Here is a 17,882-nt window from a genome sequence, read left to right on the forward strand (position 1 = left end):
GCCATGACACAGACCATCAACCCCGACCGCGCCCTCCGCGAGCCGTCGGCACCGACTCCCCCTCGCCGCACCGCCCCGGCGAAGCGCACCGGACGGTACGCGGACCCCGTGTTCAACACGATCGCGATCGCCGTCCTGCTCCTGGCGATCGTCGCGATCGTCTACCCGATGTACTTCATCGTGATCGCCTCGTTCAGCGAGCCGTCGCAGATCCTCAACGGGAACGTCTGGCTGTGGCCGGCCGGCTTCACCCTCGAGGGCTACGGGCGGATCTTCTCGGACGGCGCGATCTGGCAGGGCTTCGGCAACTCGGTCCTGTACACGGTCGTCGGCACCGCGATCAGCGTCAGCACGATCCTCTGCGCGGCCTACGCCCTGTCGAGGAAGGACCTCTACGGGCGGACCGTCTTCCTCCTGATCTTCATCCTCACGATGTTCATCGACGGAGGCCTGATCGCCCGCTACCTGGTGGTGCGCGACCTCGGGATGCTGGACACGATCTGGGCCGTGGTCCTGCCCGGCGCGGTCGGCGTCTGGAACCTGATCATCGCCCGCGCCTTCTTCGAGAACAACGTGCCGGGCGAGCTGCGCGACGCCGCTCAGATGGACGGCGCGAGCGACTTCCGCTTCTTCTTCAGCATCGTCCTGCCGCTGTCGAAGCCGCTGATCTTCCTCATGATCATGATCCACCTCGTGGCCAACTGGAACGCCTTCTTCGACGCCCTGATCTACCTCGACGACGAGAGCAAGTACCCGCTCCAGCTGGTGCTGCGCAACGTCCTGATCCAGTCCGAGGTCACCTCCGCAGGCGGCTCCGGAGCGATGGACTCCTACGCCGCCGCCCAGCGCCTGGGCGAGCTGATCAAGTACGGAATGATCGTCGTCTCGACGATCCCCCTCTTGATCGTCCTGCCCTTCATGCAGAAGCACTTCACCAAGGGCGCCCTTCTCGGCGCCGTGAAGAGCTGACCCTCCACCCCTCCCGCACCACCCTTTCGACAAGAGGAACACGAACGATGAGACACCGCAGTTTCTTCACCACCACCGCACTCGCCCTCTCCGGCGGACTGCTCCTGGCCGGCTGCACGACCGGCGGCGGGAACGACCCCGTCCAGGACCGCTCGAGCGAGGTCGGCTTCAACGAGACCGGCCTGCCGATCGTCGACGACACGCTGTCGCTGACCTTCGGCGGCACCAAGTCCGCCCTGTCCCCCGACTACTCCTCGATGCAGCTCGTGCAGCAGTGGGAGGAGGACACCAACATCTCGATCGACTGGAAGAACCTCCCCGAGCAGGTCTACGCCGAGAAGAAGAACCTCCTCCTCGCCAGCGACGACGTGCCGAACGTGCTGTTCAACTCGGGCCTCACCGACGCCGAGATCGTGCAGTACGGCGAGAACGGCACGCTCCTGCCCCTCGAGGACCTGATCGAGGAGCACGCGCCGACCCTCTCCGCGATCCTCGAGGACCGGCCCGACATCCGCGCCGCGCTCACCGCCTCGGACGGCCACATCTACACGCTGCCGTCGGTCGAGGAGCTCGGGATCCTCCAGTACCCGAACTTCCTCTTCATCAACACCGCCTGGCTCGACGCGCTCGGCCTCCCGATGCCGACGACGATCGAGGAGTACCGGGCCGCGCTCGAGGCCTTCAGGACCGGCGACCCCAACGGCAACGGCAAGGCCGACGAGATCCCGCTGTCCTTCCGCACCGACTCCTTCTGCGGCAACCCGCACGACCTGATCGCGGCGCTCGGCGGGCAGCCGGAGAACAACGACCACCGCATCGTGGTCGACGGGAAGGTGCAGTTCACGGCCGACACCGACGGCTACAAGCAGGGCGTCGAGGCGCTCTCCGACTGGTACGCCGACGGGCTCATCGACCCCGAGTCGTTCTCGCAGGACGACGTCGCCTTCCTCTCCAAGGGCAAGGCCGACACCCCGGTCCTCGGCTCCTTCTTCTGGTGGGAGGCGAAGGAGATGGTCGGCGAGGACCGCCTCGGCGACTACGCGATCCTCGGCGTGCTCGAGGGCGTCGACGGCGAGAAGCGCGCCAGCGTCACCAGCAACCAGGAGATCAACCGCGGCGCGATGGCGATCACCCGCTCCAACGAGTACCCCGCCGCCACGATGCGCTGGGCCGACCGCCTCTTCGACCCCGAGATGAGCGCCCAGAGCAGCTGGGGACCCCTCGGCGTGACCCTCCAGAAGGACGAGGCCACCGGCCTCCTCGTGCAGATCCCCGCCGCCGCCGGCGAGGCCGAGGGCGAGCGCCGCCAGAAGGTCGCCCCGGGCGGCCCGAAGATCACCACCGAGAAGGACTTCGAGACCGTCGTGGCCCCCGAGCCGCGCGCGAAGGAGCGCCAGGACCTGGTGAACGAGTACTACCTCCCCTACAAGGCGAACGACGCCTACCCGCCGGTGATGCTCTCGAACGACGAGCTCGACCGCGTCTCGTACGCGCTGACCGACATCAACACCCTGGTGAAGGAGAAGTTCGCCGCCTGGATCGTCAACGGCACCGTCGACAGCGAGTGGGACTCCTACGTCTCGCAGCTGGAGTCGATGGGCGCCTCCGACGTGACCGCGACGTACCAGCAGGCCTACGACCGCTTCCAGAACGGCGGCGAGTAGTCCCCGGGGCGCGGGCGGCAGCCGCCCGCGCCCCTCGTCCGGCCGCACCGAACCCCTCTCCTCAGGAGCCCTTGTGACCATCACCACGACGACCGACGCCTGGCGTCCGTCCGCCCACTTCACCGCCCGATCCACCTGGCTGAACGACCCGAACGGGCTCCTCTTCCACAACGGCACCTACCACCTGTTCTTCCAGAACAACCCGACCGGCAGCACCTGGGGCAACATGTCCTGGGGCCACGCGACCTCGACCGATCTGGTGTCGTGGAGCGAGCAGCCCGTCGCGATCCCCGTCCTCGACGGCGAGATGGCCTTCTCCGGCAGCGCCGTCGCCGACGTCCGCAACACGGCGGGCTTCGCCGGCCCCGGCGAGACGGCCCTCGTCGCGGTCTACACGGCCGCCCGCGACGCCCTCCCGGACGGCACCGGAGCCTCGCAGGCCCAGGCGCTCGCCTACAGCGTCGACGACGGCGCCACCTGGACCCGGTACGCGGGCAACCCCGTCCTCGACATCGGCTCCGCGGAGTTCCGCGATCCGAAGGTCTTCTGGTTCGGCGGGGACGACGGCCACTGGGTGATGGTCGCCGTCGAGGCGGTCGACCGCCGCGTCGCGGTCTACACCTCGCCCGACCTGATCGCGTGGACCCGGCGCTCCCACTTCGGCCCCGCCCATGCCACGGGCGGCGTCTGGGAGTGCCCGGACCTCTTCCCGCTGCGCGTGCGCGGCACCGACGAGGTCCGCTGGATGATGATCGTGAGCCTCAACCCGGGCGGCATCGCCGGCGGCTCCGGCAGCCAGTACTTCCTCGGCGACTTCGACGGAGCCGAGTTCACCGCCGACCGGATCAGCGCGTCCGAGGACCCCGCCGACTACGACTGGCTCGACTACGGCCGGGACTACTACGCGGCCGTCTCCTTCAACGACGCTCCCGAGGGCCGCCGCCTCACCATCGCGTGGGCCAGCAACTGGGACTACGCGAACGAGACGCCCACCGGCCCGTGGCGCTCGTCCATGTCGCTCGTGCGCGAGCTCGACCTCGTCCGCGGGGCCGACGGCCGTCTCCGCCTCGCGCAGCGGGCGGTCCTGCCGACCGGGCCGGCGTCCCGCGACGTCCGCGTCTTCGACGTCGACGTGTCCCGCCTCCCGGGCGACCGCACCGAGCTGCGCCTGCTCACCGGCACGACCGACGACGAAGTGGTGCTCACGGTCGACGGCGACGAGGGAGTGCTGACCTGCGACCGCACGCGCAGCGGCGCGGTGGACTTCGCGGCGTCCTTCCCCTCGGTCGACTGGGCTCCGCTGCCCGCGCCGGACGAGTCGGGGCGGATCCCGGTCCGCATCGTCGTCGACGCCTCGGTGGTCGAGGTGTTCCTCGGCGGGGGTCTCAGCACCCTCACCCAGCTCGTCTTCCCGTCGGCGCCGTTCACGACGCTGCAGGTCCGCGCGGCGGCGGAGTGAGCGGGCCCGGCGCGGGCTCCGGCAGCGGCGCCGGCTCGGACTCCGGCTCTCTCGTCCTCGTCGTCGGCGAGACCGTCGTCGACGTCGTCGAGCGGGACGGGAGCCGGTCGGAGCACGTCGGCGGCTCGCCCGCGACCGTCGCCGTCGCCCTCTCCCGGCTCGGCCGCTCCGTCCGCTTCGCCACCGCCCTGGGCGACGACGAGCGCGGACGCCGGGCCCGGGCGCACCTGGAGGAGTCCGGAGTCGCGGTGTCGGCGCCCGCGCGCGGCACCACGTCGACCGCGGCGGCGGTCATCGGCGCCGACGGGTCGGCCCGGTACGAGTTCGACCTCAGCTGGGACCCGGACCGCATCGATCCCGACGGAGCCGCGCACCTCCACACCGGGTCGATCGCCGCCTTCCTGCATCCCGGCGCGGACGCGGTCGCGGACCTGCTCGACCGTCTGCCGCCCACGACCTCCGTCAGCCTCGACCCCAACATCCGGCCCGAGGTGCTCCCTGCGCGCGCTGAGGTCCACCGCGTCCTCGAGCGGCTCCTCCGGCGCTGCGATCTGGTGAAGCTGAGCGACGAGGACGCCGAGTGGCTCCACCCCGGCGACTCCGTCGACGCCGTCCTCGACCGCCTCCTGGCCGCCGGCCCCGCGTTGGCGGTCGTCACGCGCGGCGGCGAGGGCATGGTCCTCGCGTCCCGCCGGGCCCGGGTCGTCGTCCCCGCCTGCCGCATCGCTGTCGCGGACACCATCGGCGCCGGCGACACGGCGATGGCCGGGCTGATCGACGCCCTCCTCGACAGCGGGACCACCGCTCTCGACGAGGACGCCCTCCTCGCGGCGGGCCGGTGGGCGGCCCGGGCGGCGGGAGTCACCGCCTCCCGCATCGGCGCGGACCCGCCCCTCCGAGCCGAGCTGGCCGGGGTCTGACGGCCGGGCGGAGCGGACCCCGGCACCGAGCGGACGCCCGCGTTCCGAGCAGAGCGGTCGCGCACTCCTCGCATGCCGCCTTCCGCCCCGAGGCACTGCCCCTACCGCGATGTCCCGGCGATCGGAGCGGCGTCTCGACGCACGAGCGGGCCCGACGGCACCGGGATGCTCCCGTGTCAGGAGCAGTGCGTGCTCACCCGGACGCGCACCCGCCTCCCTCCCAGACACCGCCCCGCATCCGGGACGCCGCCTGCTCAGCGGTGTCCCGACGCTCGGAGCGGCGTCTCGACGCACGAGCGGGCCTGCGCGCATCGGCGAGGACACCCGAGAGACGGGCGGAGCGCGATCGTGGGCGCAGACGTGCGCCGGACCCCTCGGGAGTCCGGCGCACGGCCTGGCGGTGATCAGCTGCCGGTGATCAGCCGAGATCAGCTGCCGGTGCGCTCACCGCGGCGTCGGAGGGTGAGGAGCATCAGACCGCCGCCGACCAGGGCGAGCAGGCCCAGCACTCCGGCGGTCGCCGTCGCTGCGGCGTCCACTCCGGTCGAGGCGAGAGCCGGACCGCGGGGACCGTTCGACCCGGACACGGGAAGGACCGCGGCGTGGGAGGGCGCCGGTCGCGGCGCTGTGATCGCGGTCGGAGTGGGCGAGGCCGTGGGCGTCGCGGTCGGCGGGGTGGTGGGGGTCCCCGTCGGCGTGGTGGTGGGAGTCGCCGTCGGCGTGGTCGTCGGCGTGACCGTCGGAGCCACGGTGGGCGCGATCGTCGGGGTCACCGTCGGAGTGATGGTGGGGGTCACCGTCGGAGTGACGGTGGGAGTCACGGTCGGCGTGACAGTGGGCGTGACCGTCGGAGCCACGGTGGGCACGACGGTCGGCGTGACGGTCGGAGTCACGGTCGGCGTCACGGTCGGAGTCACGGTCGGAGTCACGGTCGGAGTCACGGTCGGCGTGACGGTGGGGGTCACCGTCGGAGTCACGGTCGGCGTGATGGTCGGGGTCACCGTCGGAGTGACCGTGGGCGTCACCGTCGGAGTGACCGTGGGCGTCACGGTCGGAGTGACCGTCGGGGTCACGGTGGGCGTGACCGTCGGGGTCACGGTCGGCGTGACCGTCGGAGTCACGGTCGGCGTCACGGTGGGCGTGACCGTCGGCGTCACGGTCGGCGTCACGGTCGGCGTGACCGTCGGGGTCACGGTCGGCGTCATGGTCGGCGTGACCGTCGGCGTCACGGTCGGCGTGACCGTCGGCGTCACGGTCGGCGTGACCGTCGGCGTCACGGTCGGCGTGACCGTCGGCGTCACGGTCGGCGTGATGGTCGGCGTAGCCGTCGGCGACGGTCCGCCGTCGGAGGGCTCGCAGCCCGGCTCGGTGAAGTCGTTGGAGTCGAGCGTCACCGCTCCCGAGCGGGCCAGTGCGCGGCCCTCGACGGAGACGCCCGTCGTCACCGTGATCGAGGCCGACGCGAGCACGGAGCCCACGAAGTCCGAGTCGGTGCCGAGCGTCGCGGAGCTGCCGATCTGCCAGTAGACGTTGCAGGCCTGCGCTCCGTTGATCAGGGCCACCGTGCTCGACGAGGCCGTCGTCAGCGTCGACGCGGCGCGGATCACGAAGACCGCCTCGTTGACGCCCTCGGCGTCGAGCGTGAGCGTCCCCGTCACTCCGACCGGTCCGGCCGCGGTGTAGACCCCGGGCTTCAGCGTGCTGCCGCCGATCTCGGCGTCGATCTGCGCGGTCGTCGCCTGCGAGGCGAGCTGTCCGTAGGCGGTGCCCACGTCGGCCTGGGCCTGAGCCGCCTCCGCGTCTCCGCGGTGGATCACTCCGTCCGTCCGCCCGGGCGGGAACCCGGTGACGGCGGTCAGCGGGCTGACCCCGACGTTCTGGTCGAGGACGCTCGACCCCGTGTTCGTCACGGTCGACGCGGCCAGGACCGAGTAGTCCTCCGCCGTGCCGAGGTCGGGAGCAGTGGCCGCCTGCGCCGAAACGCCGGCGAAGAGCGCGGCGCCGACGACGGCGAGGACGACACCCGTCCCGATCGCCCCTCTTCTGCGGTTCTGCCGATGACGGCGGAGCGAGGTGCGAGAGGACACGTGCGGCATGAGGCCAGCGATCTGCCCACGTCAGCGTGAGCTCAATAACCCGAGGTGGGAGGCTCGAACCGTAGGTCGCGCTCCTCGCCCGCGTCTACGCCGCGACCCTGGCGGGGGGCAGGATCCGCCGACGGCGTCCCCCGACCCGGGACATGCCCGCCACCGGAGTCCTCGCGCCGGTGACGGCGGACCCGGCCGGCGGAGCGAATCAGCGGTGACGCCCGCGGCACCCGAACCGGTCGGAGTGCTGTGCGTCCCGGGAGCCCTCAGCCGAGAGCCGCCACCCGCTCGATCACGCCCTCGCCCAGCCGGGCGACGTACCCCTCCGGATCCGGCCCGGCCGGCGCCAGCTGCACGTGGTCGATCCCCAGCGCCGCGTACTCCTCCATCGCGCGGACGAAGCCGTCGGGGTCGCCGATCGGATCGCCGCCCCCGGTGATGGTCTTCGTGATCGTCGCGTAGTCGCGCCCGAGGTCGTCGCAGTGCCGCTTCAGCACGTCGAGCTTGTGCGCCACGTCGTCCGCGCCGGTGCCGAACAGGTTGCAGGCGTCGCCGTACTGCGCGACCAGCCGCAGCGTCTTCCTCTCTCCGCCGCCGCCGATGAGGATGGGCGGGCCGGGCTGCTGGATCGGCGCCGGGTGGTTCAGCGTCTCGGCGAGCCGGTAGTGCGTCCCCTCGAACGGCCCGTCGTCGTCGCTCCACATCTGACGGCAGATCCGCAGCGTCTCCTCCAACCGCTCGAACCGCTCCTTCAGCGGCGGGTACGGCACGCCGAGCCCGAGGTGCTCGCGCTCGTACCAGGCGGCGCCGATGCCGAGCATCGCGCGCCCGCCGGAGAGCACGTCGAGGGTGGTGACGATCTTCGCGAGCAGTCCCGGATGGCGGTAGGTCACGCCGGTGACGAGGAGCCCCAGCCGCATCCGCTCCGTCCGGCCGGCGACGAAGCCGAGCGAGGTGTATCCCTCGAGCATCGGATCCTCGCTCGTCGCGAAGTGCTCCATCTGGAAGTAGTGGTCCATCAGCGTGAACCAGGCGCAGCCGACGTCCTCGGCCGTCCGCGCGGTCGCTCCGAGGATCGGCGCGATCTGCGCACTCCCCCCGGGCAGAGTGAAGTTCATGAAGTGAATGCCGAGCTGCACGCGCGTCTCCTGTCGTCCCGGGATGTCCAGGAGCCAGTGTGCGCCGAGCCACCGCTCAACACGCCGACGCGCCCGCCTCTGAGCGGCGTCTCATCCGTTCCGCGGCGTCTCGGCCGATCGCACCCGCCGAGGCGCGGCCGCGCTCACTCGCAGACGCGGAAGCGGTTCCGGTCGAACCCGACGACGTCGCCGACGGCGAGCTGGCGCCCGCGGCGCAGATCCACCTCGCCGTTGACGGTCACCATCCCCTCGGCGACCGCCTCCTTGGCCTCGCCGCCCGAGAGGATCCCCGCGAACTTGAGGAACTGGCCCAGGCGGATCGACCCGCCGCCCAGCGGGACGTCGACGGGCTCGGGGACGGCAGCGGCACCTGTCACGTCAGACCGCCGGGATGTCGGCGAAGCGCGAGAAGTGGCCGTGGAAGCCCACGGTCACCGTGCGGGTCGGGCCGTTGCGGTGCTTGGCGACGATGAGGTCGGCCTCGCCCGCGCGCGGGTTGTCCTTCTCGTAGGCACTCTCGCGGTGCAGGAGGATCACCATGTCGGCGTCCTGCTCGATCGAGCCGGACTCGCGGAGGTCCGAGATGGCGGGGAGCTTGTCGGCGCGCTGCTCGGGGCCTCGGTTCAGCTGCGAGAGCGCGATGACCGGCACCTGCAACTCCTTCGCGAGGAGCTTGAGGGCACGCGAGAACTCCGAGACCTCCTGCTGGCGGCTCTCGACCTTCTTGCCGGAGGTCATCAGCTGCAGGTAGTCGATGACGACCATCTTGAGCCCGACCCGCTGCTTGAGCCGGCGGCACTTCGCCCGGATCTCGACGAGGGTCATGTTGGGCGAGTCGTCGATGTAGAGCGGCGCGTCATTGATCCGGCCGCGGGTGGAGGCGATGGTCGTCCAGTCGCGCTGGTCGACCGTGCCCTTGCGCATGTGCTGCAGCGGCACGGACGCCTCGGCCGAGAGGAGGCGCATCGCGATCTCGCTGCGCCCCATCTCGAGGGAGAAGAAGATCGTGGCCATGTTGTGCTTGATCGCGGCGGCGCGGGCGAAGTCGAGCGCCAGCGTCGACTTTCCGAGCGCGGGGCGCGCGGCGACGATGATCATCTGCCCGGCGTGGAAGCCGTTGGTCAGGTCGTCGAGGTCGGCGAAGCCGGTGGGGACGCCGGTGAAGCTGCCGTCCTTGTGAGCGGCCGCCTCGATCTCGTCGATCGCGACGGTCACCGCGTCGGTCAGCGGGACGTAGTCCTCCGCCGTCTCGGAGCCGGTGACGTTGTAGATCTCGGCCTGCGCCGTGTTGACCAGGTCGAGCACCTCGCCCTCGCCCTGGTAGCCCATCTGCGCGATGCGGGTGCCCGCCTCGACGAGGCGGCGCAGCAGAGCGCGCTCGGCGACGATGGAGGCGTAGTACCCGGCGTTGGCCGCGGTGGGGACCATCGAGGTGAGCGTGTGCAGGTAGTCGGCGCCGCCGGCCCGCTGCAGCTCCCCCTGCTTCGTGAGCTCGTCGGTGACCGCGATGACGTCGGTCGGCTCGCCGTGCGAGTAGAGGGCGAGGATCGCGTCGAAGACGATCTCGTGCTTGGGGATGTAGAAGTCGGTGCCCTTGACGCTCTCGACGACGTCGGCGACCGCGTCCTTCGAGAGCAGCATGCCGCCCAGCGCCGACTGCTCGGCGAGGAGGTCGTGCGGAGGGGTCCGCTCGTTCCCGCGCGACTCGCCACGGTCTCCGCGACCGTCCCGTCCGTCCGAGCCGGGTACCGCCAGGTGCGCGATCGTCATGCCTTCGCCTCCTCCTGTCGGGTGCTGCGCGTCCGGTCGAGCCGGTGCCGGGATCCGGTCTACCAGCGACCTCCGACAGCGGCGCACGGGCGCCTGCCCGCACCCCTCGCGGGGCGCTGCGCCACCCTACGGACCGCCGCCCGCGGCACGCAAACCGCCCTGTGGAGAGAGCTGTGCAGAACCGAGGGGAAACGCCGGGCCCACTGTGGGCAACGTGTGGACAACCCTGTGGGATCAGCGGCCCTCAGCAAGTTTTTTCCGGCTTTTGACCAGGCATTTCCTGCTTTCCACAGGTGTGTGGGGAAAAGAGTCTCAAGACCACAGTGAAGGTTGGTCCCGCCGGAGGGTGTATGTGGATGGAGCTGTGGAGAACGGGAACGACGAAGGGCGGTGCGAGGGGACTCGGAAGTCCCGTCGCACCGCCCTCCGCGGCGTTCTCGCGGCCTTACTTGGCCGCGACCACCTGCAGCTTCACAGTGGCCTGGATGTCGTCGCGCAGACGCACCACGGCCTCGTGCTCGCCGACGTGCTTGATCGCGTTCGAGATGACGATCTTGCGCTTGTCGAGCTCGCCGAATCCGGCCGCCGCCACCGCGTTCGCGATGTCGGAGGTCTTCACCGAGCCGAACAGGCGGCCGTCCTTGCCGGCCTTGACCGTCAGCTTCACGCGGTTGGCCTCGAGGACCTGCTTGGTGTGCTGGGCCTCTTCGATGGTCTTGTGCTCACGGGCGGCTCGCGCCGACTTGATCTGCTCGACCTGCTTCTCGCCACCGCGGGTCCACGCGACGCCGAAGCCCTGCGGGATGAGGTAGTTGCGGGCGAACCCGTTCTTCACGTCGACGACGTCGCCGGCCGAGCCGAGTCCGTCGACCTCGTGGGTCAGGATGACCTTGGACATACCGTTACCTACCTTCCGCTGCCGGCGTAGGGCAGGAGCGCCATCTCGCGGGCGTTCTTGACGGCACGGGCGATGAGGCGCTGCTCCTGAACGGAGACGCCGGTGATACGACGGGCGCGGATCTTCCCGCGCTCCGAGATGAACTTGCGGAGGGTCGCGACGTCCTTGTAGTCGATGACACCCACGCGGACCGACTTCGCGGGGGCCGCGTTCTTCGCGCCCTTGCCGCGGATCGGCTTGCGGCGGTCGCCGCTGCTCTTTCCAGCCATAGTGGTTTCCTTAGATTCTGGTTCGCCCCTGCCCCGCCGCGAGCGATCGCGGTGCGGGGGAGGCGTGATTCAGGTGAGGAGAGCGTCCGAGCCGAGGCTCAGAACGGCGTCTCGTCGTTGTAGCTGCCCGGCGTGCTCCACACGTCGCCACCGGCGGGAGCGCTCGGCGCCCACGGCTCCTCGGCCTGACCGCCACGGTTGCCGCCGGCGTTGCCGGAGCCCCCCTGACCGCCGCCGCCGAAGCCGCCCTGGCCGCCGCCGATCTGACCGCCGTTGCCCTGGCCGCCACCGGCCTGGCCGCGTCCGCCTCCACCGGAGGCGCGCGTGACCTGCGCGGTCGCGTAGCGCAGCGAGGGCCCGATCTCGTCGATCTCGAGCTCGATGCTGGTGCGCTTCTCGCCTTCCTTCGTCTCGTAGGAGCGCTGCTTCAGGCGGCCGGTCGCGATGACGCGGCTGCCCTTGGTCAGCGTTCCTGCGACGTTCTCGGCGAACTCGCGCCAGACGGAGGCGCGGAGGAACAGCGCTTCGCCGTCCTTCCAGTCGTTCGCCTGACGGTCGAAGGTGCGCGGCGTGGAGGCGATGGTGAAGTTCGCGACCGCGAGCCCGCCCTGCGTGTAGCGCAGCTCGGGGTCGGCGGTGAGGTTCCCCACCACGGTGATGATCGTCTCGCCGGCCATGAGCGCTACGCCTTGGGAGCGGCCGAGGCCTTGGCGGCCTTGCGGGCGGCCTTCTCGTCGGCGAGCTTCGCGGCGGCCGCGACCTGGGCGATGCCCTCTTCGGCCCGCAGCACCTTGGTGCGCATGACGGCCTCGGACAGCTTCAGCTGACGGTCGAGCTCGTTCGCTGCGGCGGAGGTCGACGTGAAGTCGACGACGGCGTAGATGCCCTCGGACTTCTTGTTGATCTCGTACGCCAGACGACGGCGGCCCCAGACGTCGACCTTGTCGATGGATCCACCATCGGTGCGGATGACGTTGAGGAACTTGTCGAGACTCGGAGCGACGGTGCGCTCATCGATCTCGGGGTCCAGGATGACCATGATCTCGTACTGATGCGTCACTAACCCACCTCCTTCGGACTGAACGGCCACGGTATTTCCGTGACAGGAGGGTATGTAGCATCTGCCCACTCCCGCGGACGCGAGTGCGTCTGGTCGTGGACAACCTGTACAGACTACAACAGGACCGCCGCGACGCGCCGGACGGATCCGCTCGAGGCGCACCACCCCGGGTGCAGGGCGAGGCGGGCACGGGGCCCCGCTCAGCGCCTCAGCGCGACGCCCACCACTCGCGGAGCCGCTGCGTCGCGACCTCCTCGCCGAGCGGACCCTCCTCCAGCCGCAGTTCCAGCAGGAACCGGTACGCCTGCCCGACCTCGGGGCCCGGGGCGAGGCCGAGGATCTCCATGATCCGCGTGCCGTCGAGGTCGGGGCGCTTGGAGGCGAGCTCCTCCTTCTCGGCGAGCTCCGCGATGCGCGTCTCGAGGTCGTCGTAAGCGTGCGCGAGCCGGTCGGCCTTGCGGCGGTTGCGCGTGGTCACGTCGGCGCGGGTGAGGATGTGCAGCCGCTCGAGCAGAGGCCCGGCGTCGGTCACGTAGCGGCGCACCGCGGAATCGGTCCACGCGCCGTCCGTGTACCCGAAGAAGCGCAGGTGCAGCTCGATGAGGCGGGCCACGTCCTTCGTCGTCTGGTTGTCGAACTTGAGCGCGCGCATCCGCTTGATCGCGAGCTTGGAGCCGACCAGGTCGTGGTGGTGGAAGCTCACCGCTCCGCCCGGCTCGAGCCGCCGCGTGGCCGGCTTCCCGATGTCGTGCAGGAGGGCGGCGAGCCGCAGCACGACGTCGGGCGCGGCTCCGGGGTGCCGCGACTCCTCCAGCGCGATCGCCTGCTCCAGCACGGTGAGGCTGTGGGTGTAGACGTCCTTGTGGTGGTGGTGCTCGTCCTGCTCCAGGCGCAGCGCGGGCAGCTCCGGGAGGAAGCGACCGGCCAGACCGGTGTCGACGAGCAGCTCCAGGCCGGCACGGGGCGAGGCGGTCGCGAGGAGCTTCCGCAGCTCCTCCTGCACGCGCTCCGCCGAGACGTCGTCGATCCGGCCGGCGAGCTCGGCCATCGCCCACTCGACCTCGTCGGTGGTGCGGAAGCCGAGCTGCGAGGTGAAGCGCGCGCCGCGGAGCATCCGGAGCGGATCGTCGCCGAAGGAGAGGTCGGCGGGGGAGGGGGTGCGCAGTCGGCCGGCGAGCAGGTCCTCCACTCCTCCCGAGGGATCGACGAGGACGACCTCCGGGAGCCGCAGCGCCATCGCGTTGACCGTGAAGTCGCGCCGCACCAGGTCGCCCTCGAGCGAGTCGCCGAACTCGACCTCGGGCTTGCGGCTCACCCCGTCGTAGCTGTCGCTGCGGTAGGTCGTGATCTCGACCGTCTCGCCGGCCACGCGAGCGCCGATCGTGCCGAAGGCCCGGCCGATGTCCCAGTGCGCCTCGGCGATCGGAGCGACGATCCGCACGATGTCGTCGGGGCGCGCGGAGGTGGTGAAGTCGAGGTCGTGCACGCCGTGGCCGAGGAAGGCGTCGCGGACCGGGCCGCCGACCAGCGCGAGCTCGTGGCCCTGGGCCGCGAAGGCCTCCGCCAGCCGCGTCACCGTGGGCGTCCCCGCGAGCGCGCGGAGGGTCTCGAGAGCGGTCTGGACGCTGTGCATTCGCACGATCCTAGTGGCGGGGGGTGTCCCGGCAGCGGGTGACCGTGCCAGGGGGTTACGGGGGGAACCGCCTGCACAGAGGACGCACCGCCTGCCCCGAGGAGGGCTGCCCGTAGAATCACCCGCATGGAGGCCGAGTGAGTCCGATGCATCGGCGCGACCCCTCCCTCCGCTCCCGCCGCTCGCGGGCGGCCCTCCTCCTGCTCCGCTCGGCAGGTGCTGCCGCCCTCGCGCTCGGCCTGACCGGCGTGGCCTCCCCCGCCCTCGCGACCCCGGTCGCCGCCGCGACGGCGACCTCGACGCCCGCTCCCGGCACCGTCACCACGACCGCCGGGGCCGGCAGCGACGGCGTCCTGCGGCCCGGCCAGGACCTCGAGCTCTCGATCGCCGTGCGCAACGGCACCACCGAGGCGATCGACAGCGCCGACGTGACGGTCGCCCTCTCCTACGCCACCCTCGACACCCGCGCGGAGCTGCACGACTGGCTCGACGCCGAGGCCGACAACGACACCGACCCGGTCCGTGCGACCGCCCAGCTGCGCCTGCTGCCCTCCAGCACCGCCGAGGCCGGCCTCACCGTGCCGGTCGACCAGATCCCCTTCTCCAACGACCGGACCGCGCTCGGCACCCACGCCGTCCTCGTCACGGTCACCGGTCCGGGTGGTGTCGTCTCGACCGCTCGCACCGCCGTCGAGCTGACCGACGACGCGGCGGCCCCGGAGCGCGAGACCGGCGTCAGCGTCCTCGTCCCGCTCACCGTCCCGGACACGGCCGACGGCCTGCTCTCGGCCGAGGCCCTCGCCGACTACACCGACGGCACGGGGACCCTCACCCGGCAGCTCGACGCGGTCGCGGGGAAGGGCGTCACGATCGGGGTCGACCCGCGCATCCTCGCCTCGATCCGGATCCTCGGCAGCGCCGCTCCGGAGTCGGCCCTCGACTGGCTCGACCGGCTGCAGTCCGTGCCGAACGAGCGCTTCGCCCTGCCGTACGCCGACGCCGACGTCTCGGCCCAGGCGCAGGCCGGGCTCTCCGCCCTCCTCTCTCCCACCTCCTTCGAGTACGCGATCGACGACACCCGCTTCGCCGCGGTCCCCGGCACCGCCAGCCCGGCGCCCACGGTCGCCGTCGACTCCGACCAGCCGGCCGAGGACCTGCCGGCGCGTCCGAGCACCGAGTCGCTGCTCGCCTCCGACTGGAGCACCTCCCTCGGCAGCGTCGCGTGGCCCGACGAGGGCACCCTCCGGGGGTCGGACCTCGACGTCTACGCGGCCAGCGGAGTGAACCGCACGGTCGTCCCCTCCTCCGGTCTCCTGCTGCCGGAGGAGGTGACCACCACCTCGCGCGCCACCGTCGGCGACTCGGACCTGGTCGTGGCCGACTCGCGCCTCACCGAGGCGTTCGACGCGGCCGCCACCGCCACCGACGACACCGAGTGGCGCGCCCGCATGTCCGAGATCGCGACCGATCTCGCCGAGGTGCAGGAGGAGGGGACCGCGCCGGACGTCGTGCTCACCCTCGGCCGCGGCTCGGCGATCGGCGCCGCGCGCCTCTCCGAGACCCTCGACGCGATCGAGTCGCTGCCCTGGGCCCGCGGAGTCGCCCTCTCCACCGCCCTCGCCGTCCCCGCGACCGAGGGCGCGAGCGTCGTCGACTCGCCGGAGTCGGAGTCGCGGCTCGACCGGGTGCGCGACGTGCTCGACGCCGGCTCCGAGGTCGAGGCGTTCTCCTCCGTGCTGCAGGAACCGGAGCTGCTCTCGGGCAAGAGCCGCAACGACGTGCTGGCGCTGCTCTCCGTGACCTGGCGCGGAGACGGCAGCGGCTGGGGCGACGCCGTCGGCGCGGCCATGACCGAGGCCGACCGGACGCTCTCGCTGGTGTCGATCGACGCGACCGGCAGCATCCTGCAGGTCTCCCGCGACTCGAGCATCCCCGTGTACGTCCGCAACGAGCTCCCCTGGCCGATCGCCGTCCGCATCCAGGCCTCGACCTCGAACGCCGTCCTCGACATCGACGAGGAGGCGATCGAGACCACCGAGATCGACGCCCGCTCGCAGGGCCGCGTCCTCATCCCCGTGAAGGCCCGGGTCGGCAACGGCGAGACGAGCCTCGGCCTGCAGCTGACCTCGGCGCAGGGCGTCCCCATCGGCACCCCCACGGGCATGACGACCAGCGTCCGCGCCGACTGGGAGACCGTCGGCACCCTGGTCATCGGGATCGCGCTCGTCGTCGTCTTCGGAGCCGGTATCCTCCGCAATATCCGCCGTCGCCGTCGAGGCGACACCCCTGAGGACGAGGAGGACCCGAACGCCGTGCTCGAGGTCCAGCCCGATCTCGACGACCAGCGATCGGACCCGCGTGGCTAGCTTCTCCCTCGGACGCGCGAGCGCCGTCCTCGCCTCCGGCACGATGGTCTCGCGGATCCTCGGCTTCGTCATGTCGATCGTCATGGCGAACACGATCGGAGCCGCGGTCGCGCCGGGCGCGGACGCCTTCACGACGGCGAACCTGCTCCCCAACACGATCTACTCGATCATCGCGGGCGGCGCTCTGAACGCCGTCCTCGTCCCGCAGATCGTGCGGGCGGGCCTCGACGCCGACGGCGGCCGCGGCTACATCAACCGCCTGCTGACCCTGGCGCTCGGCCTGCTCCTGGTGACCACGATCGCCGCCACGGTCCTCGCTCCCCTGCTCGTGCGCCTCTACGCGCCCGGCTACGGACCGGAGCAGTACCAGCTGGCCGTCGCCTTCGCGTTCTGGTGCCTGCCGCAGGTCTTCTTCTACGGCCTCTTCACGATCCTCGGCGAGGTGCTCAACGCCCGCGGCTCGTTCGGCCCCTTCACCTGGGCGCCCGTGCTGAACAACGTCGTGGTGATCGCCGGGCTCGTCGCCTTCATGGTGCTGTTCGGCGCCGATCCGGAGGGGAACCGTCCGGTCGACTCGTGGTCCCCGGCGATGGTCACCCTCCTCGGCGGGAGCGCGACGCTGGGCATCGTCGTCCAGTCGCTGTTCCTGATGCTCTTCTGGCGGAGGGTCGGCCTCAGCTACCGCCCCGACTTCCGCTTCCGGGGCGTCGGTCTCGGCACGGCCGGGCGGATGTCGCTGTGGTCCTTCGCCACGGTGCTGCTGACCATCGTCGCCGGCATCGTCGAGAGCCAGGTCTCCTCCACCGCGTCCGGGGAGGGGCCCTCGGCCGCGGCGCTGCAGAAGGCGTGGCTGATCTTCATGCTGCCCCACTCGGTCATCGCGATCTCGATCGCCATGGCGTACTTCACCAAGATGAGCGGCCACACCGCGCGGGGGGAGATGAAGGAGTTCCGCTCGGACGTCTCCACCTCGCTCCGCCTGGTGCTGATGATGCTCGTCTTCGCCGCCGCCGCGATCGTCGTGGTCGCAGTGCCGTTCGGCTCCGTCTTCACCGACTCGTTCGCGGACGCGCAGGCCATCGGAGCGATCGCCGTGGCGTACGTGATCGCCCTGCCGCTGTTCTCCTCGATCGCCATCATGCAGCGCGCGTTCTACGCCCTGAGCGACGGAGCGCGGCCGTTCCTGTTCACCCTGGTGCAGGTCGTCGTGGCGGTCGCCGGGTACCTGATCGTGCTCCGGCTCCCCGCCGACCGCACCGCCGTCGGCATAGCCGCTGCGACCTCGCTCGGCATCTGCGTGCAGGCCCTCGTGGCGGCCCTCCTCCTGCGCCGCCGGCTCGGCGGCCGCGGAGGCAGGCGGATCCTCGTCAGGCTCGCGCAGTTCGTCCTCGCCGCGGTGCCCTCCGCCGCCGCCGGCTACGGCGTCCTGGTCGCCCTCGGCGGCACGCGCGCGGGCGGTTTCGCCGTCTCGAACTACGTGGAGCCGCTGCTCTCGATGGCCGCGATCGGCACCGTGATGGCGCTCGTCTACTTCGCGGTCCTCTGGTTCCTCCGGGTGCCAGAGCTGCGCGCCGTCCTCGCTCCGGTGCTCCGGCGACTGGGCCGCTGATGCTGCTCCGGTAAAAGCCTGGTCAGATCGCATTTCCTG

At 71.4% G+C, this 17,882-nt stretch carries 15 protein-coding genes; 6 read left to right on the forward strand and 9 right to left on the reverse strand.

Going from position 1 to position 17,882, the window contains the following annotated elements:
• The first annotated feature begins 3 nt into the window (after window positions 1-3).
• The 4 genes from C5C49_RS06360 (at window position 4) to C5C49_RS06375 (ending at window position 5,012) form a co-directional block, all read left to right on the forward strand.
• A complete protein-coding gene (locus tag C5C49_RS06360; protein ID WP_104345722.1) occupies window positions 4-969 on the forward strand; it encodes a carbohydrate ABC transporter permease in 966 nt (321 codons plus the stop codon).
• A 47-nt stretch (window positions 970-1,016) separates the two neighbouring features.
• On the forward strand, window positions 1,017-2,633 hold the full coding sequence (locus tag C5C49_RS06365) for an ABC transporter substrate-binding protein (RefSeq protein ID WP_104288931.1): 1,617 nt from the start codon (window positions 1,017-1,019) through the stop codon (window positions 2,631-2,633).
• Window positions 2,634-2,706: 73 nt separating this feature from the next.
• A complete protein-coding gene (locus tag C5C49_RS06370) occupies window positions 2,707-4,092 on the forward strand; it encodes a glycoside hydrolase family 32 protein (RefSeq protein ID WP_104315306.1) in 1,386 nt (461 codons plus the stop codon).
• Window positions 4,089-5,012: a carbohydrate kinase family protein gene (locus C5C49_RS06375; RefSeq protein WP_104345723.1), complete on the forward strand. Its 924-nt coding sequence runs from the start codon at window positions 4,089-4,091 to the stop codon at window positions 5,010-5,012. Before C5C49_RS06370 ends, C5C49_RS06375 begins: the two co-directional genes overlap by 4 nt.
• A gap of 428 nt (window positions 5,013-5,440) precedes the next feature.
• On the opposite strand, the gene C5C49_RS17315 is transcribed toward C5C49_RS06375, so the two are convergent.
• The 9 genes from C5C49_RS17315 to C5C49_RS06420 all read right to left on the reverse strand — a co-directional run bounded on the left by C5C49_RS17315 (window position 5,441) and on the right by C5C49_RS06420 (window position 13,868).
• The gene (locus tag C5C49_RS17315; RefSeq protein ID WP_258068400.1) at window positions 5,441-7,099 is read right to left on the reverse strand and encodes an ice-binding family protein; all 1,659 of its coding nucleotides are present in this window, start codon (window positions 7,097-7,099) and stop codon (window positions 5,441-5,443) included.
• 266 nt (window positions 7,100-7,365) lie between these two features.
• Window positions 7,366-8,238, reverse strand: coding sequence for an LLM class F420-dependent oxidoreductase (locus C5C49_RS06385; protein ID WP_244229529.1), 873 nt, complete (start codon window positions 8,236-8,238; stop codon window positions 7,366-7,368).
• 143 nt (window positions 8,239-8,381) lie between these two features.
• Window positions 8,382-8,615 carry an RNA-binding S4 domain-containing protein gene (locus C5C49_RS06390; protein WP_104247028.1) on the reverse strand — a complete coding sequence of 78 codons (234 nt, stop codon included), beginning with the start codon at window positions 8,613-8,615 and terminating at the stop codon, window positions 8,382-8,384.
• A 1-nt stretch (window position 8,616) separates the two neighbouring features.
• Window positions 8,617-10,008, reverse strand: a complete 1,392-nt coding sequence (dnaB, locus tag C5C49_RS06395; RefSeq protein ID WP_104225797.1) for a replicative DNA helicase — start codon at window positions 10,006-10,008, stop codon at window positions 8,617-8,619.
• Window positions 10,009-10,453: 445 nt separating this feature from the next.
• Window positions 10,454-10,906: a 50S ribosomal protein L9 gene (gene rplI / locus C5C49_RS06400; protein ID WP_104222692.1), complete on the reverse strand. Its 453-nt coding sequence runs from the start codon at window positions 10,904-10,906 to the stop codon at window positions 10,454-10,456.
• 8 nt (window positions 10,907-10,914) lie between these two features.
• Window positions 10,915-11,175, reverse strand: a complete 261-nt coding sequence (gene rpsR / locus C5C49_RS06405; protein ID WP_055784551.1) for a 30S ribosomal protein S18 — start codon at window positions 11,173-11,175, stop codon at window positions 10,915-10,917.
• A gap of 98 nt (window positions 11,176-11,273) precedes the next feature.
• A complete protein-coding gene (locus tag C5C49_RS06410; RefSeq protein ID WP_104222691.1) occupies window positions 11,274-11,852 on the reverse strand; it encodes a single-stranded DNA-binding protein in 579 nt (192 codons plus the stop codon).
• A gap of 5 nt (window positions 11,853-11,857) precedes the next feature.
• Window positions 11,858-12,235, reverse strand: a complete 378-nt coding sequence (gene rpsF, locus C5C49_RS06415) for a 30S ribosomal protein S6 (RefSeq protein ID WP_068207796.1) — start codon at window positions 12,233-12,235, stop codon at window positions 11,858-11,860.
• Window positions 12,236-12,443: 208 nt separating this feature from the next.
• Window positions 12,444-13,868, reverse strand: a complete 1,425-nt coding sequence (locus C5C49_RS06420; RefSeq protein WP_104345725.1) for a CCA tRNA nucleotidyltransferase — start codon at window positions 13,866-13,868, stop codon at window positions 12,444-12,446.
• 146 nt (window positions 13,869-14,014) lie between these two features.
• Between C5C49_RS06420 and C5C49_RS06425 the strand changes: the two genes are divergently transcribed.
• Both C5C49_RS06425 and murJ read left to right on the forward strand, forming a co-directional pair.
• Complete coding sequence (locus C5C49_RS06425) at window positions 14,015-16,234, forward strand: DUF6049 family protein (protein ID WP_104345726.1); 2,220 nt, start codon at window positions 14,015-14,017, stop codon at window positions 16,232-16,234.
• Window positions 16,227-17,843, forward strand: a complete 1,617-nt coding sequence (gene murJ, locus C5C49_RS06430; protein WP_258066660.1) for a murein biosynthesis integral membrane protein MurJ — start codon at window positions 16,227-16,229, stop codon at window positions 17,841-17,843. The genes C5C49_RS06425 and murJ overlap by 8 nt, the downstream gene beginning before the upstream one ends.
• The last annotated feature ends 39 nt before the right edge of the window (window positions 17,844-17,882 follow it).

The organism is Rathayibacter sp. AY1E2 (genome assembly GCF_002932325.1).
Lineage (GTDB): Bacteria > Actinomycetota > Actinomycetes > Actinomycetales > Microbacteriaceae > Rathayibacter.